Raw genomic sequence first — 16290 nt, forward strand, 5'->3', positions numbered from 1 at the left:
TGCACGCGATCAGATAAATCGCACGGCCAAATTTGCACGTATTCCCTAGAATCGATGCCGTGAAGACGTATCTCGACAGTCCCGACCGTGTGGGGCATCACCTCTCCGATGAAGACCTGGCCCTGGCACACGCCCTCCAGCTCAACGGCCGCGCCTCCTTCACCGAGATCGCGGCCGTGCTCGGCGTCTCCGACCAGACCGCGGCTCGCCGCTTCACCCGCCTGCGCACCACCGGAAAACTGCGCGTGCTGGGTCTGACCGACCCGTTCCGGCTGGGGGACCTGTCATGGTTCGTGCGCGTGCGGTGCACTCCGGACGCATCCGCCTCCATCGGCTCGGCGCTGGCCCGGCGCACGGACACCACCTGGGTCAACCTCACGTCGGGGGGAACGGAGACGATGGCCGCGGTTCGCTCCCGCGGGCCCGGCCTGGAGGAGCCCTTCCTGGTGCGGAAGCTGCCCCGCATCCCCCGAGTGGTCGACGTCTCCGCGCACTGCGTTCTGCATGTGTTCTTCGGCCAGGACCTCGGCTTCATCAACAAGAGCGGACCGCTGACCGACGCACAGGTCGCCGCACTGACCCCGCGGCCAACGGCCGGAGGGCGGACAGCCGGCTCGGAACCCGTCGTGCTGGACGACCGCGACCGACTGCTGCTCGACCTGCTGGCCCGCGACGGAAGGGCCCCGGTGGGCGAACTGGCCGCGGCCACCAGGCTGTCCGAGTCCACAGTGCGCCGGCGCATCAACGATCTACGCGCCGAAGGCGTGCTGTACTTCGACGTGGACTACCACCCCGACGTCCTGCACCGAAAGCTCAGGATCGCGCTCTGGCTGGAGATCGACCCCGCGCGGCTGGCCGAGGCAGGCGAGGCCCTGGCGGCACATCCCGAGGTGTCCTTCGCCGCGGCGGTGACCGGCGCGACGAACCTGTACGCGAGCATCCAGGTGGACTCGGCGCAACTCTTGTACCGCTACCTGACCCAGACTGTGTCCGGACTGCCCGGACTGCGGCACACAGTGACCACGCCAATCCACCGAACCCTCAAGGGCCCGGGCCCCTACCCGCTGCCACTGGAGCTGTAACTGAGCGTGTTGTGATGCTCTGGCCGGGCGACCGTCGTCATCCGAGGCGTCGCCATGACCGTGCTCGCGCCCACCACAGGGGTGTCCTCCGCCAAGCCGGCGCCGTGTACCAGTTCCGGCACGCCCGGCTGCAAGAACAAGCCGGTCGCCCATAGCGACTGAGGCCCCGCTAGGGCAGCGACCTGCTGACGGATCGTAGGCGGGGGCCGGTCGTGGGCGCAGCCGAACCCGGCATCCCGCCGGAGCCGGACCTGCCCGATGATCTACGCCATGGTCATCGGCCGCCGACCGGCACCAGTACCAACTCGCCCTTCACACCAGACCCGTGACCTGCGACCTCAAGATGCACACCGCTCACTGCACATACGCATCGGCGGACTGCCTGTTGGCAGCGATCAAGTCGGGAACCTGATCATCAGCGGCACAGGCCCGGCACCAGGCTTTGGTCCGACTGGTCAACGCTTCGGTCGAACGACTGCACATGGGCGGTGATCTGTCGTTCGGCTTCCACCTTGAGCGTCCCTCGTATCTGTCCCTGGCCGTGGTGACGTGTTCCCCGAACCGCTCACTGCCTGACCTGCCCTGCCCCGTGAGGCAGTCATGGCGACGAAGAAGCCCCGGCCGGCCCATGGCCGGGGCGGAAAAACAGAAAAACCCCAGGTGACCTGGGGTTTTTCTCTGGTGGGACGTTCACGAGATCCCTTGACCATGCGCAACAGAGGCAATTGATGTTGAGGTTCCCGCGAGTCGCAAGATCACTCCCCAAGTGAATGCACATGCATTTTATTGATGGGATGCACCTACGCCCGGATCGAACACCGGCAAGCCGTCGTCGGACTGATCAATGAGTACCACCGAGCCAGCTGATCGTCCGGCAAGGCCGCAGCTCGTAGGCTGTGAAGCCATTCTGAAGCGGTGCGGGTGGAGCGAGCTACTGGCGCACCCAGAGATTACCCACCAGAGTCCAGAGGCTGGCCAGAGTCCCCCCGTCACCACGCCCCGCGGCTCGCCGTTGACCGTTACGGCCGGATGGGCCTCCACCACACGCACAGACGTGTCGATCGGTGCGGGGCGGGCGCTGGCTGATTCAGCTGCTGAGAGGTGACGGACGTTGGAGGAGCCGTTTGCGAACGGGCGGACGGTATGGGCCAAGAGGCGGGTCAGTTCATCGGCGAGGCCGTGCTGCAGTGGGGTGCCGTCGGGGCCGAAGGAATCGATCTCGCGCTCGACGAGCTGCTTGCCGGTGGCGGCGTGGGTGGCGGTGAAGCGTAGAATGCCTCTCTCGTCGTAGCGGAACTTGATCTCGATCCTGTTCCGGCGGATGTCCTATTCACAAGTCGGAAGATCCACCTCGATGTTGGGCAGAGGGAAGGCACGGTCGCTGTCTGCGGAGTAGCCGACCTCGCCCTCGATCACCGGCACCCGAACGAAGGAAGCACCCGGCGTGTCCGGGTAGAAGTTGGCCGAGCCCTCCGCCGGAAGCGTGGCATTGCGTCGGATGATGGCGCGGAAGCCCTCCCGTTCGCCCGCGCTCACAGCCGTGCCCAGGTCGTAGCTGGTGACCAAGGAGAAGTCTTTGTCGTCGCCGAGTTCGCCGTCGAGGGAGGCCGCATAGATGGCTGCGCCTCGGGCGACGGCGGTCATGGGCCGACACAGGCCGCTGTCGACGATGCGATCGTGGCCGAGGAGCTCGCCCAGGGCATGACGCACCTGGGGGATCTGCGAGGTGCCGCCGATCATCAGAACGGAGTCAATGTCGTCCGAGGAGATGGCCAGGTCTGCCAGGGCCTGCTGGACCGGCTCCAAGGGGCGGGTGATAAGCGGGGTGACCGCCTCGGTGTATTCGGCCGCGGTGATCCTGACCTCGCGCCTCGAGACCGAGGGGGCGAGGCCGATCGGGAGATCGAAGAAGAGCGCGCCATCCATCGGCACGGAGGACAGGGCGATCTTCGTCAGCTCGACCGACCGGCGCCACCGGCGTGGTTCGGCCTTGGTGAGCTGGTCCGCGGTCAGGCCGATCTTCTGCTGTATCAGCTTGGCCAGCGCGTTGTCGAACTCCAGGCCTCCGAGGGCAGTGATGCCGCGGGAGGTCTGCTCTTCGAAGAGGCCGTCATCGTATTCGAGGACGGTGACGTCGATGGTGCCGCCGCCCCAGTCGAAGACGAGGAAACGGCCGGGGATCGGGACGTCGCGGGCGTACGAGATCGCAGCCGCGGTGGGCTCGTTGAGCAGGGCCCGGACCCTCACTCCGCCGAGCGCTGCCGCGGCACGGGTGCGGTAGCGCGCGCCGCCCGTGGCATTGGCGGGGACGGTGACAACCGCGTCGGACAGGTCGAGCAGCTGGGCGGAGACGCCTTCCTTCATCCGGCTGAAGAGGGAAGCGGCCGCGACCGTGCTGCGGAATTTCTCCGAGCCGACCCAGACGTGGTGTTCTTCAAGCTGGGCTGCGATCCCGAGGCCGTCGATGTCGCCCCTTCAGTTCCGCTGCGTCGCGGTCATCGGCGTCACCGAGGACGCCCTGCCGTTCCCGAAGGCGGTCACACCGCCCGAGGTGGACTCCAAGCAGCACGAGACGGACATGCTGTCGGAGCGCTGCCTGCTGTTCGTCGCCTGCACAAGGGCCCGCGACAGCCTGTGCGTCTCCTGGTCGGGCAAGCCCAGTCCGTTTTTGGTGGAGGCAGGAGTGTAGAGCGAGTTCCTCACTGTCTGGTTCTGCCGGCATGGGTCAGGCAGAATCTTCGTCAGAGCTTCGTGTCCCGCACAGGACACGGACACGGAACAAGGCGATCGCCACCCGTGGCGCCTCCGCCGCCGGCGCTGACGTGGCGCACCGTCGCGACCGGAGGGGCAGGGCGGGGCACGGCGGAGTTCGCGCGGCAAGGGGGCCGATCGTGAGTGCTCAGGAAACGCACTTCCAGGGCGCAGAGATCTTGCAGAGCACACGTACTCATGTCCGCTGGACCTTGCAGAAGATTTCCGCACCGATTTCGTTCTCGTGCCATCAATGCGGCAGGGCAACCAAGGACACGGTGGTCGCCATCAAGACCACGAGTGCGGGCAGGAAACTCGCCCACTGCGCGGACTGCCACCTTCATAGACTCACCAACGTGGCCAGTACGCATGAGCCTCATGCCCCGGTCGTCGGCACTGCCTCGGCTCCTGACGGTGCAGAAGGTGCAGCGACCTCCAGGCTCGACCAGACGGTACTGATCCGGCAACCGGACCCGGGTCAACCCCATGACGTAGTCGAGACGGCCTCCGAACTACAGTGGACGTTCGTGATCCGCCGACATCACGTGGAGCACGGGCAGTGTCCGCTCCCCTCGCAGGCCGCACGTCGGATCCGGACGGCCAAAGTCGTGCACCTTGACCACGGCCGCGGCTTCCCGACAGTGTTACTGGATTCGCTCCGCAAGAAGGTCACCAAAGAGCACCTCCGAGGGATCCGGTGGCCGCGCGCGGAACTCATGCCCGGCACGCGGATCACGGCCAAACTGGACCGCAGCCGGCTGCGTCGGTCTCTCACCCCACTGGAACGTCCCGTCTTCATCGGGGAGAAGCGGTTCTCTTACGCGTACGACCCCCGGATCATCGCCCGTGAACTCCCGATGAGCCTGGCCCACAGCCCAGCGGGCATCGGTGTCTCGCTCGATGTGCTGGTGCAGGAGACAATCCGCAAACTCGGCTATCTCGACGAGGCGGGCAGCGCGCTTCTGCCGGTGGAGAACCTGATCCGCGGCGTTCGAAGCCGTGGCATGTCCCACCAGTACTCGAGCGACGCGATCCGCGCTTCGGTGAACGGGCTCATCAACCGAAGCCGCCTCACCTGGGAAACAGGAAGCTGTGCGGCCGACGGCGTTCTTCACTTTCCGGCCCGTCCGGGCGAGAGAACGGTCTGCCTCGTCTGCTACACGCCCTTCGTACTGCCCAAGCCGAAGAAGCAGCGGGTCGTACACCTGCCGAGCGCCTCTTCACAGCACGGCGTCGCGGGGCACCTGATGAAGATCGAGCACCTGGGCAAGCAGGCCAGCGTTACGGCCCAGGCCGCGTACGCCGAAGCTCACCGCAGCGCCGGCCTGACCGGGACTCATCAGCTGCCGAAGGGACACACCTACGTCAAACCTCACAAGCGCGGAGGCCTGACGTAGGTAGGCGAATGGAGGGGCCGTTCACTACCGAATGCTCTGCAACAACCGTCCCGTTGCAGTGACGGTCCAGAAGTTCCATCCGTTCCGATTCGGATTGACGTGCGGGTTCAGGGCGTGGACCACGGCGACCGCCGCCCCGCTGGGAGTCTCGTACTCGCCTCGTCCCGGACCGGAGGGGATCCTCACGACGCGCGACAGGGGATCGTAGTAGGCGTCGACGCGCTGGCCTTCGTAGACCGCGTGGATCTCGACACCGCGCTTCGTGCGAAGTTCTTGGACCTCCGCCCCGACGAGCGTGGGTGCGGTCGGGCCCTCCACGATCAGCTGCTCGTCGGCAGGCAGCTCGTCGATGTCCCGGGGGATGACCTGTGCGTCGTAGCTGGGAAGACCGAGCAACTCGTTGAGGACGTTGGCCAGCAGACTCCGGCGTGCGGCCAGGAAGTCGGGGAAGCGGTCCAGGGACCGCAGCTCTGGGTCGCCGGGGATCCACTGTTCGGCCAGGCGCTCCGGCGCGATCCCCGCCATGTAGTCGACGGGCAGCCCGGAGGAGATCATCTTGTTCGTCTGACCGGTGACGAAGGCAAGGTTGGCGAGGCTGTTCCACTCCTCTTTCGCGTATGTCCCCTGGACTCGGGCGCGCGGGAACACGTGATGGAATTCGATCTTGGCGCCGCTATTCATCGGCTGGTCGCTGATGGCGATGTTGGTCGCCCAGTCCCGCGCCGTGCCCCGCAACGCGGCGATGTAGAGCAGTTTGAAGAAGGGATGCGTGGAGTACTTCTGCTCCAGGTCCCTCGGGTGGAGGGCGCTGTCCCGGGACCGGGTGCCGGAGGCCCGGCGAATGAGTTCGGCGAACAGGCCCTCTCCCTCACGCGATTTGATCAGCCTTGCCTCCGCGTCGAGTTTGCCCTCGACCTGCAGCGAGTAGTGACTAAACGCCATCGCCGTGTACACCCAGCGACGCAGTAGCTGAGCCTCCCCCGGACGCAGCTTGCCGTCCCGGTGGTGCAGCAGCAGGGCGGGCACGATGGTGACGTTCGGTGACGAGAGGACCTCGGACCGGGGGATCGCGCACTCGCCCTTCAGGAAGTCGATGGCGAAGCGCAGCGCCCTCTCGGTGGCGTGCCAGGCCTCCTTCAGCGCGGCTTCGTCCATGTCCGCCCCGATGAGCTTGATGTGATGGGCGCCGGTTCCCGCGAGGAGGCTCGTGAGACGCAGGACGGCTTCCCTGTTCAGGGCGAAGTTGCTGTCCTGCAGCTCCTGGTGGAAGGCGTCCATAGTGTCCAGGCCGTCGGACCACCGCGCCGCGATGGCGCTGTAGACGAGGTCACCCTTGGACAGCCTTCGACCGCCCTTGTTCAACCGGGCGAAAAGTTCGGCGACTTCCTCGTAGTCGTCGGACTCGTAGGTGATGACGGCGATCTCCTGCTTACGGATGTCGTGCACCTTCTGCAAGCGCTGCATCCATGCGCCGAACTGCGGGGCGGAGTAATCGATCCCGGCCGCTTTGAGCACCTCGTGGTACTGCACGTTCTCCTGCAGCAAGGTGGAAACACGGAACAGGAGCGGGTCCTTGCTTTGGATCGCGCTCGGGTTGACGAACTCCTCGGTGCGCACATCGAAGCGCAGGTCGATCAGCCGGCCGTCCGCCTTTGACTCCGGCCGGTACACCCAGGCCAGGGAGGTCAACCGCTGTTGCCCGTCCAGGAGGTAGAGAGGCTGGTGCGCCGACTTGTCGGCCTGGACGACGGCAGCCGTCTTGAAGGGGACGGTCAGATTGGTCTTCCACAACAGCAGGGCACCGACGGGGTAGCCCCGGTAGAGGGAATCGAAGAGATCGCGTACGTCGGGTCTCATCCAGACGAAGTCGCGCTGGATGGAGGGGATGACGACCTTGCCCTGCAGCAGGTCCTCGATTTGAGAAGCGATCTTTTGGTTTGCCAGCCCCATGCTGCCCCCAGCCTGCGTGTGCTCCGCCACACACACGCTATCAACTGCCGAGAAGGGCCAACTGCGGCCGAGCGAAACCACCTTCGCTTGCCAGGGTCGTCGCGTACCCCGCTCGGCCCTCCGGATGTGCCCGTACCTTACGCCCCTACGCCGGACTGGCAGACATGGACGGCACGACACGCTGATCGGGTACAGCTCGGCCCTGCACGGTTTCGGGCCACGCGTCCGCGCGGCGGAGATGGAGGAGGCTGAACTCGACGACCGGGTCGAGCAGGTGCGTGAGTTGGTGGACGGCGGTGCCGCGTACGAGGAGATCGGTACCTGTGCGCGGTCATAGTGACTTGCGAGAAAGCCAAGAACCGCTCGATCGCGACCGCAGTACCCGCGATTGCGGCACTACCGCTCACGGTCCTCCGTGGCGGCAACCCGCGGCAACTTGCGTGCGAGGCCCCGGTCCTCCATTCCCGGTCCCCGCGGCCTTCTCGCAGGCCCGCCCGGCAGCTGCCGATCACTCCCGGTTCAAACTGGCGGTGTCGAGGCTCGCGAAGCGACCGCGCAGCGGCCCAGCCTTGACACCACCCGCGAAACCGTGAATCTACCCGGCCGGGCAGGCCCGGCACCGCAAGTACCGCACTTCATACGGCCTAACATGACGCTGGCACGACACCCTGCGAGGGGGCAGGTGCGCTTCAAGGAGGGGGATTGGCGAGCAAAAACAGGCACGACTGGAGTCCTGCCGCTCGGGACCAGTTGCGCGGTCCCGAACCGCCGTGCGACAACCCCTCTCCCGCGCATGCGAAGGCAGTCGCTGCCTGCCGAGCGACCCTGGCAGAGGTTCACCGGCTGTCTCGGGACGGGGCCTTGACAGAGAAGACGACTAGGCAGTTTGTCGACTTCCTTACGTCAGTGGAGGTCACCGACGCACCGCCAGTCGGCGCGCCGATGAGGATCGTCCTGATGGGGCGGACGATGGCCGGCAAGAGTACCCTCCTTGCGGCGCTCACCGGCGGGTCTGTGGAGCGGATTGGGGACGGCCGGCCGCGGTACTCGCGCGACGTCTTCGCGGCCCCGGCGGTGGAACTGCACGACGTTGAGATCGTCGACACTCCCGGAGTGGGTGCCAGGGACGGTGCGGATGACGTCGCCCAAGCGATGGCTGAGGTTCCCGGTGCCGACCTCGTGCTGTGGGTTGCGAGCAACGATTCCTTCCAGGAGGAGACTGCACAGAAGCTACGTGCGGTGGCATCGCGCGGTAAGCCTGTCGTTGTGGCATTGAACTGCCGCAAACCACTCGTGGACGATGTGGACCGCGAGGAATTCCTGGAGGACCCGGATTCAGTCTTCGCCGAGCACGAGGGTCACTTCAAGATGATCCGTTCCCGTCTATCCGCTGCCGCCGTACGCCCCGTCGCCGAGGTGATGCTCCACGCCGAGGCCGCCCGCCAGGCGCGGGCGGACTGCGACTACGGTGCCGACCTTTGGGAAGCGAGCCGCCTTAGCGCCCTGCTCACCGTCCTGGAACAGGAAAGCCGCAAGCACCGCACCGCCCGGCGGGTACTGCGCGAGGCCGACGAGGTTCGCTCGCAGGCACAGGCGTTGAGCGAAGCTCTCGCCGCTGTGGAGCGGGAGACCCGCGAGATCGTCGATGTCGGCCGGAGGATGCGCGAAGACCAGGAACGACGGACCGTACGCCTGGTCGATGCCTGCATGCAGAGGATGGAGGACGACGTTGTTCGCCTCGTCGGCCGACGGCAGGAGTGGCCCCAGAACGTCACTGACTTCGGCCCGCAGATCGTCGAGCAATGGGACACGGAACAGGCCGCTCTGGTCGCCGAACTCGACGAGACGCTGGAAGCACGGCTCAGCAACCTCGCGCGAGCGATCGAGGAAGCGGCTGTCGCCGTCGAGCGCGAATGGACGACGGCTGTCCGTCCACACCTTAAGGTCACCGGAATGCGTGACTTCAGGGGGCTGTGGAAGCGGAAAGCAGCCGGGGTTGCGGTTGGGGCAGGCGGAGCGCTCGCCTCCATGGCGCTTGGCGCGTACGTGGGTTCTTTGGCAGGTCCAGCCGGCACAGTCGTCGGCGCCGTCGTCACGAGCCTCGGTTCGCTACTCGTCACTCCGATGCGCAAGAAGGTCCAGTCACTTTTCATGAGCAGAGCGGAAATCTTGGAGGCGAACCGCGATCTGCTGCGGACCGAGATCAGCAAGGTCCTCAATGAGCTGGAGGCCCAGGTGCTGGCCGAGGTGTCTGGGACCATCGCGGGGGTTCTGGAGACACTCACCACTTTCCACGTGCGACGCGCAGAGGCCGAGGCCGCCGCGTTGGTCGTGGCCGACCTTCTGGCTAGTCAGCGGCAGGTGGTTGACTCCGCGGTCTCCACCCTCGACCACGAGACGGTCCGCTGCCTGCTGCGCGTGGACGGCCGGCCTCGCCTAGCTGCGTCCGTTGGGAAGGTGACCCGGCTTCCCGGGGTCTGCATCTTGGTCGAGGTGCCTGATGAGGCCCTAGCAGATACACGGCTGTTCCCGCCGTCCTCGCCCGAATTCCTGGCCTTCGGGCGCACACCGTCACCTGACCTGCCGGGCGCGTCCGCGATGTCATACGTCCTCAGCCTGACCGAAGAGGTACCGGCCTTCATTCGCTGTCGCCCCGACGGCACCATCGTTACCACCACTGCTCCAGCGCCAAACCAGGTACTGGAGGCATGGTCCGCAACCCTGTCTGACCACCTGGGCACCCCGGTGAAGATTGTCCGACCAAGCGCACCGAGGAGCGTGCCAGCATGAATGACCTTCTGTACCACTCCGCCCCCGCGGTGGCGCGCGACCTCTCGGAGCAGCTCGTCGAGCTGATCCGAAACCTTCGACCCGATGAGGCGTCGAGGCTCCAGCGGATGCTGGCAGTAGACGAACACCATCGTCCCCAAATGGTCCTCACCGGGCAGTACAGCAGCGGCAAGTCGACCTTGATCGAGGCACTCACGAACGGCAAGTACCGGGTTCCGAGGGGCTCGGCGGTCACGACGGACAGGGTCGAGGTCTTCAACTGGGACGGCATGGTCGACCTGGTCGATACCCCGGGCGTGCAGGCGGGCCGGCCGGAGCACGACGAACGCGCGGAGGAGGCCCTACGCTCCGCAGATCTTGTGCTGTTCACCGTGACCGTCGACTTGTTCGACGATCGCTTGATCGAGCACCTGCGGCACGTCACCGAGGATCTACGAAAGGCGCCGCAGTTGCTTGTGGTGCTCACCAAGTGCCGCAGCCTTCACGCGGCCGCAGGAGTGCGGGAGGCCGAGGTCCGTGAAGCTCTCGGCAGCTTCGCCGACCAGGTGCCGTGGGTCGAGTGCGACGCCAAGACCTACCTGGATGGGCTAGGGGTGGACCCGTCGCGGGCCGCCCGCCGCATCGCGGCGTCCAGGATGGACGAGGTCAGGGACGCGATCAACCGGATCGCGCGGGCCCGCGGTGACTTCGCCCGCTTCCGTGTGGCGCTCCAGCAGGTCGCCCTCGTCGCGGGCGAGGCACTCGCCGCGCTCACGGACGACCCCGACGAGGAAGCAGTCCTGACTGTCCTCGCACGCCAGCGGAGCGCGCTCACAACGCGCCGCGGACTCTTGGACTCGGCCCTCGAACGGCAGGAAACCGAGTTCCGCACAGCGTGTACCCGGGCAGCCGAGCACCTCGCCGACACGGTGGAGTCGATCGAGGAGTCGCCGAACCACGACTGGTCTAGGGTCGACGCCGCCTTCGTGACTCTGAACGACGAGCTGAGCTCGGCGAACCAGAGGTTCGTGGACGGGGTACGCGCCGTCCTGGTCTCTCAGTTTGCCGACTTCACCTCCGAGGTGCGGGAGATTGAGGCGTCGCCGTACGCCCGCCAGTTGCTCGCCCTTGACGTCCAAGGGGACATCGAGACGCAGAACATCCCGGTAGACCCAGGCCTGGTACGCCAGCCAGGTCGGAAGCAACCCCGCGTCCCAGCCTGGGGTCCGAAGTCGATCGAGCATCTGATGGCCTTCCAGAAACTCTGGGGCGCAGGCGACGGCATCAAGAACTCGGCAGGCAGCGCGGGGCACAAGATCGTCTACGAGGCTGGAAAGCTCGTCGACATCAAGTTCAAGCCGTACCAGGCCGTGCGCTGGGCGAACAACATCGGAAAGGGTGCCAAGATCGGCGGCGCTGTACTCCCTGTTGCCCTTGAGACGTATGCGGTCATCAAAGAGGAGCGTCAAGAGGTGCGGGCTGCGAAGGAAAAGATGCGCCGCCGGAACGCCCTGGTCGGCCGCGTCCTTGCGCAGTGCGATGACATCTCGAGGAAGGCGCTTATTCAGGTACGCCTTGAACTCGACGGCGAGTTCGGCAAGGCGCTCCGCGCGATCGACGAGATGAACCGGTCAGTTCGCGACGCGAGGGCCTTCCGTACCGCCCTGGACCGCGAAATCAGCGCGATCCAGCTCGAAGCCCAGTCAATGCTCGATCAACTCGGAGCGCCCGCGCTGGAGGCGTGAGAGTCGAAACGGGGCCTGAACACTGTTCCCGAACGGACGGCGGAGATCCTCGACCGACGTACACCCCGGACACCGCACCAGCCGGCTGGCTCAGACCTGAATCCGCAGGTTGTTGTCGGCTGGTGTCATCGAGTCCCCTGCCGATCGTGTTGGGCCTGGACGGCACGCAGCAGATGGTAGGCGCGGGCCAGCAGGCGGCGGGCGATCGCGGTGGTAGGAGGCCGCGAACTCCGGAGACCGCTTCGCGGTCTGGGTGGCCTCACACAAGATCCACCGCAGCCAGTCCGACCCCTGCTTCGGGATGTGGCCGTGCCGAACGGTTAGATCCGAGCTGCGGACCGCCGGGGTGAGCCCCGCCCACGCGGTGAGCTTACGGGCGGAGGGGAAGCGGTACTTCGGACGGCACTACAACGCGCACAAGCCGAGCAGCGGCAGCACAAAACGGGCCCGACGCTCCTACGGGCTCACCCCACCTCGGACGTGGCAAGGAGCCTGGCAAGGGGGCCTACTGATCTCCGAGGTCTACCACCGCCCGCTTGCCGGAACCACTGGGCGGCCCTTACGGACGGCGCGTCCTGTGCTGAAATTAAGTCAACGCTGCTCGCGCTCCTCACTCACCAGCTCCTCACCGCACGTCAACTCGTCTGACTTCATGGCGAGTTACTCAATCCGTGCCGTAACCTGCCCAGAGGCGCCCGAGAACGGCAAAGGAGTATTACCATGGCCACCGCGCAGGCCCTGAGGGGTTATCTACTCGAAGAGGCTCTGGCATGGCTGCTCCGCAACAGCGGCTACCGCCTCCTGACCCAGGGGGACAAGGACGGATCCGAACTCATCCAAAGACGGAACACACTCCACGTCGTCGGACGGGGAACAGAACATCAGGTCGATGCCCTCGGCGAGTTCCCTTTCACTCCGGCGTTCTCATTGCCCATCCGCCTGTTCCTGGAGGCGAAGTTCTACGACAAGAACCGCACCTGCGGACTGGACGCCGTCCGCAATGCGCACGGTGTCATCAGTGATGTGAACCAAAACTTCACGTATGGGGGTGGCAGTCGGCCTCAACGCCGCTACCACTACTCCTATGCCCTCTTCTCAACCAGTGGATTCAGCAAGAGTGCGCAGCAGTTCGCCCTTGCACACCAGATCTCGCTGATCGACCTATCGGGGGACTCGTTCACATGGCTACGGGAGCACATCCACGCTCTGGCCTCCGCGCTCTGCGCCGCGTCACCGGGGCAAGATGTCCCCAAACGAATCGTGAACTGGGTGCGCACCATGGTGCGGCTGGGCCTGGATACACCGGGGGAAGTGTCTGGTGATTCGTTTGCACTGATCGATGAAGCACTGTCGGCTCCCGCCGATCAGGCCGTACAGAACGCCCTGAACAACTTCGTCCGGGGCCTCAACGACCACGGTGAGGCGGAGCTGCTGATCGCTTTTCCTGCAGCACCTTTCATTCTTCCCCTGCACACCACCAACCGAAAAGGATTCCTCGACTACGCCTCCCGGAGCCCAGCGCACCCAGTCCGCATCAGACGCACAGCCGGTCATGGTGGCTCAGAGTGGCTCATCACCCCCAGAGATAATGACACGGATTCCTATCGCCTCACGTTCACGCTGCCAAAGCACATCGAGGACTGGATCGTCAGCGCTGGTGAGGACGGGCAGCGGCGGCGGAGCGCCGCAGTAAAGGCAGACTTTCTGTCAAACATCACGATATACCGAATGAAAGACTCGGCCCTCAACGTATATCAGCTCATGTATGAGCCAACCGAGCTTCGACGCCGCTAACGAGTCAGCACATGCGTGGGACACCTGAGACGAACACGGCTACCTGGCGGCGCGGGTGTGGAGGTCACTGGAAGAGCCCGCGCGTTGTTCGACCGGGCGGCGGTGTGGCTGGTGAACAACCGCACGACGTTGGTCCGGATGGCGTCCGCGGTCCGCCAGAGGAGAACGACCGACTGCACGCCACACTGGACGAGGAGGTGCCGCGCGGCCTGCGCACCGAGACGGTCCGGCTACTCGAAGTGCCCGAGAACAAGCACGTGTCGGAGCTGGAGCCACTGCGGCTGGGCCCGACGCGGGTGTCCGGCAGGGCTATGGAACTAGCCCTGGCCCGTGCCCTCTAAGTTCGAGACTCGCGCGTCGATGCGGTCCGACGCCGGCCGTGTCCCGACCGCGCGCATATCCGATAAAGCGAGCGCCGAGGTAGTAACGCCGACCGAGTCGGGCCCGTCGAACTACGTCGGCGCTGGGATGACCACCACTTCGGCCTCTATGACCTCGGGCACTGATGACCGGTTGAGGTAGATCAGAACTCCACGCGGGGTCGCTCGCTGATATCCCGACTGAGCAGGGTTCGAACGTCGGCTTCCGGAAGACCGGAACGATTAACGAAATCAGCGAATGAGATACCCGTTGTTTCCATGAGCTCTAGTGCGCGCTGCAGGAGCACGGGAGCTTCTGGATTTCCCAGGAGACCAGGCTCTACTTTTCTCCATCCTCGTACAGACAAGGCTTTCCACCCCTGCGCGTAAGTGTGTTCGCTCATGACACCGAGCGCTTTTGCCCTGACCAAAAGGGCGGCTAGCGAAACATGCCATTTTGCCTTCAAGCGGAGAAATGCGGGCCAGTCGAGCCGCTCCGGGAGTTCGGATCTAATGTCGTCGGCTGGCAAGAGGAAGGCGGCGGCGAACTCGTGGGCTTGACTCTCAGTAACCTTGTTGCCAATTTTTCCCGCGACGCCATGCAAGACTAGGTGGCCAAGTTCGTGGGCTGCATCGAAGCGGGAACGGTCACGCAGACCCTTATCGGCCCCGAGGGCAACAACAGGCCTGTCGGGGAAGTCCACGCAGAATGCATCAACCTTTTCGATGCTGACACGGAAGCGGACAACGACAACTCCGTTCATTTCCAGCAGCCGCACAACATCTCGCACGGGACCACGCGGGACGTTCCAGTGATCACGGATCTGGGCAGCCGCTTGTTCGATATCGACGGACTGAAGAGGCTGCCCTTCGTCGATTGGGACGCGCGGGAGATTGAGGTCGGGCAACGCGACGTGTTTTTCGAGCTCAAGTGCGAGTTCCCGCGCGAGGTGCACGTAGGCGAGCGCTTGTCGGCGATCTCTGGGCGAGGTGGATCGAAGGCTGCGGAAGAACCCGTTGACCTGATCCTGAGCAGGGGGGCGGGCTGGCGCGGCGAAGAACGACGGCGGTACCCGCAGGGCGACCGCAAGTCGGCGAAGCGTCGATGTGGCGGGCTTGGTGTGTCCGTTCTCGAACTGGCTGATCGAAGCTGCGGTGACGGAGCCGACTTCCCGGGCCAGCTGCACCTGGGTGAGTCCACGGAGTTCGCGTGCCATTCGCAGCCTGGCGCGATCGAACAGGGCCGCGATGTCGCCAGGGTCCAGTTGCGGGTCGTTCACGTCGCTCGTCTCCGCGCCAGTCGACGTCCACCGATCAGCGGACGGATCTCGATCTTGAATGCTTCGCTCGCATCTTAGGCACACCTTGGTTACCGGGCGGTCAAATCACCCAGCTCCAGCCGAACACGCCTGAGTGAAGTGTGTCGAGTTGCATCTCCGTCACGTCGTGTATTCTACCTAAAACTCGGAATATGATGTTCAAATCTGAGGTGACCCACCGTGCGTGGGGGGATGGGGTTGAGGGGATGCGGGTTCAGGAGTGCGTGCTGTCGGACGAGGTGATGACCGCAGACTCGGCGGAGGCCGCGTTGTGGGACGCCATCGTGGTACCGGAGGAGATCAAGGAGCGGTTGCGCAACCAGACGGTGTTGTCGCTGCTCGTGCGGCCTGACCTGCCGTTTGCGGTGACGGCGTTGCACGGTTTGTGCACGCTCTACGGCCCTCCCGGCACCGGCAAGACCACCCTGGCACGGGGTCTGCCGGCGCAGGTCGCCCGCTACGTCGCCGGAGGCGCGGTCCGGCGGATCGAGATCAACCCGCACGGGCTAATGAGTGCCGAGCACGGGCAGTCGCAGCAGCGGGTCAGCGAGTTGCTCGGCGAGTACGTGCCGGGTCTCGCGTCGGATGGCGTGCCGACCGTGGTGATCCTCGACGAGGTCGAGTCAATGGCGGTCGCCCGCTCGGCGGCGTCGCTGGCCGCCAACCCGGCCGATGTCCACCGTGCCACCGACGCGGTGCTCACTGCCTTGGATCTCAACGCTGCCGAGCACCCGCACCTGTTCTTCGTCGCGACCAGCAACTTCACCACCGCCCTGGACGAGGCGTTCCTTTCCCGCTCCGACGCCGCCATCCTCGTCCCGCTTCCCGAGCCGGAGGCACTGCGGAAGATCCTGGCCTCCACGCTGCTGATGCTGGCCGACAAGTACCCCACCTTGGGTGAGCTGGCGCGCTCCTCGGCGATGGAGCGCATCGCCGAGGCGGCTCACGGACTAGACGGCCGCCGTACACGCAAGGTGGTCTTCGAAGCCCTGGCTCAGCGACTGGACACGGTGCTGGACCCCAGCAGCCTCACCGAAGACGACCTGGCCGCCGCAGTGCACAACGCCGTCACGGAGACGGGCCAGCCGGAGGTGTCCCGTGCACCGCACTAGGCAGGTGGCGGC

The 16290-nt window shown here is 65.4% G+C and carries 10 protein-coding genes and 3 pseudogenes; 8 read left to right on the top strand and 5 right to left on the bottom strand.

The features are described from left to right. Positions 1-59 precede the first annotated feature (59 nt). On the top strand, positions 60-1082 hold the full coding sequence (locus ACZ4SV_RS25530) for an Lrp/AsnC family transcriptional regulator (RefSeq protein ID WP_468006694.1): 1023 nt from the start codon (positions 60-62) through the stop codon (positions 1080-1082). A gap of 357 nt (positions 1083-1439) precedes the next feature. Here the strand turns inward: ACZ4SV_RS25530 and ACZ4SV_RS25535 are convergent. Beyond that, a pseudogene (locus ACZ4SV_RS25535) lies at positions 1440-1526 on the bottom strand (transcriptional regulator); the annotation flags it as partial. Between the two features lie 699 nt (positions 1527-2225). On the opposite strand from ACZ4SV_RS25535, the gene ACZ4SV_RS25540 reads away from it, so the two are divergent. After that, positions 2226-2354 carry a hypothetical protein gene (locus ACZ4SV_RS25540; protein ID WP_468006696.1) on the top strand — a complete coding sequence of 43 codons (129 nt, stop codon included), beginning with the start codon at positions 2226-2228 and terminating at the stop codon, positions 2352-2354. A 54-nt stretch (positions 2355-2408) separates the two neighbouring features. Here ACZ4SV_RS25540 and ACZ4SV_RS25545 read toward each other — a convergent pair whose 3' ends face one another. Continuing rightward, the gene (locus ACZ4SV_RS25545; RefSeq protein ID WP_468007014.1) at positions 2409-3548 is read right to left on the bottom strand and encodes an Hsp70 family protein; all 1140 of its coding nucleotides are present in this window, start codon (positions 3546-3548) and stop codon (positions 2409-2411) included. Between ACZ4SV_RS25545 and ACZ4SV_RS25550 the strand changes: the two are divergent. Together ACZ4SV_RS25550 and ACZ4SV_RS25555 are read left to right on the top strand one after the other, a co-directional pair. After that, positions 3544-3771, top strand: a pseudogene (locus ACZ4SV_RS25550) (DNA helicase UvrD); the annotation flags it as partial. The gene ACZ4SV_RS25545 and the pseudogene ACZ4SV_RS25550 overlap by 5 nt on opposite strands. Before the next feature lie 202 nt (positions 3772-3973). After that, positions 3974-5230, top strand: a complete 1257-nt coding sequence (locus ACZ4SV_RS25555; RefSeq protein WP_468006698.1) for a hypothetical protein — start codon at positions 3974-3976, stop codon at positions 5228-5230. Between the two features lie 24 nt (positions 5231-5254). Here the strand turns inward: ACZ4SV_RS25555 and ACZ4SV_RS25560 are convergent, their stop codons facing one another. Next, on the bottom strand, positions 5255-7210 hold the full coding sequence (locus tag ACZ4SV_RS25560) for a GmrSD restriction endonuclease domain-containing protein (protein WP_468006700.1): 1956 nt from the start codon (positions 7208-7210) through the stop codon (positions 5255-5257). Positions 7211-8086: 876 nt separating this feature from the next. On the opposite strand from ACZ4SV_RS25560, the gene ACZ4SV_RS25565 reads away from it, so the two are divergent. Together ACZ4SV_RS25565 and ACZ4SV_RS25570 are read left to right on the top strand one after the other, a co-directional pair. Then, entirely contained in the window at positions 8087-9970 is a 1884-nt protein-coding gene (locus tag ACZ4SV_RS25565; RefSeq protein WP_468006702.1) for a GTPase, read from the top strand. Further along, positions 9967-11694, top strand: a complete 1728-nt coding sequence (locus ACZ4SV_RS25570) for a GTPase domain-containing protein (RefSeq protein WP_468006704.1) — start codon at positions 9967-9969, stop codon at positions 11692-11694. Before ACZ4SV_RS25565 ends, ACZ4SV_RS25570 begins: the two co-directional genes overlap by 4 nt. Before the next feature lie 90 nt (positions 11695-11784). On the opposite strand, the pseudogene ACZ4SV_RS25575 reads toward ACZ4SV_RS25570, so the two are convergent. After that, positions 11785-12072 (bottom strand): annotated as a pseudogene (locus tag ACZ4SV_RS25575) (transposase); the annotation flags it as partial. A 342-nt stretch (positions 12073-12414) separates the two neighbouring features. Between ACZ4SV_RS25575 and ACZ4SV_RS25580 the strand changes: the two are divergent. Further along, the gene (locus tag ACZ4SV_RS25580; RefSeq protein WP_468006706.1) at positions 12415-13488 is read left to right on the top strand and encodes a hypothetical protein; all 1074 of its coding nucleotides are present in this window, start codon (positions 12415-12417) and stop codon (positions 13486-13488) included. A gap of 523 nt (positions 13489-14011) precedes the next feature. On the opposite strand, the gene ACZ4SV_RS25585 is transcribed toward ACZ4SV_RS25580, so the two are convergent. Next, positions 14012-15127, bottom strand: a complete 1116-nt coding sequence (locus ACZ4SV_RS25585) for a helix-turn-helix domain-containing protein (protein WP_468006708.1) — start codon at positions 15125-15127, stop codon at positions 14012-14014. 263 nt (positions 15128-15390) lie between these two features. Between ACZ4SV_RS25585 and ACZ4SV_RS25590 the strand changes: the two genes are divergently transcribed. Beyond that, the gene (locus ACZ4SV_RS25590; protein ID WP_468006710.1) at positions 15391-16278 is read left to right on the top strand and encodes an AAA family ATPase; all 888 of its coding nucleotides are present in this window, start codon (positions 15391-15393) and stop codon (positions 16276-16278) included. Positions 16279-16290 lie beyond the last annotated feature (12 nt).

It is taken from the genome of Streptomyces sp. NPDC027672, assembly GCF_055566335.1.

Coding starts and splice junctions, on each gene's coding strand:
- ACZ4SV_RS25540 (WP_468006696.1), top strand. CDS start 2,226: ATGGGCCAAGAGGCGGGTCAGTTCATCGGCGAGGCCGTGCTGCAGTGG.
- ACZ4SV_RS25570 (WP_468006704.1), top strand. CDS start 9,967: ATGAATGACCTTCTGTACCACTCCGCCCCCGCGGTGGCGCGCGACCTC.
- ACZ4SV_RS25580 (WP_468006706.1), top strand. CDS start 12,415: ATGGCCACCGCGCAGGCCCTGAGGGGTTATCTACTCGAAGAGGCTCTG.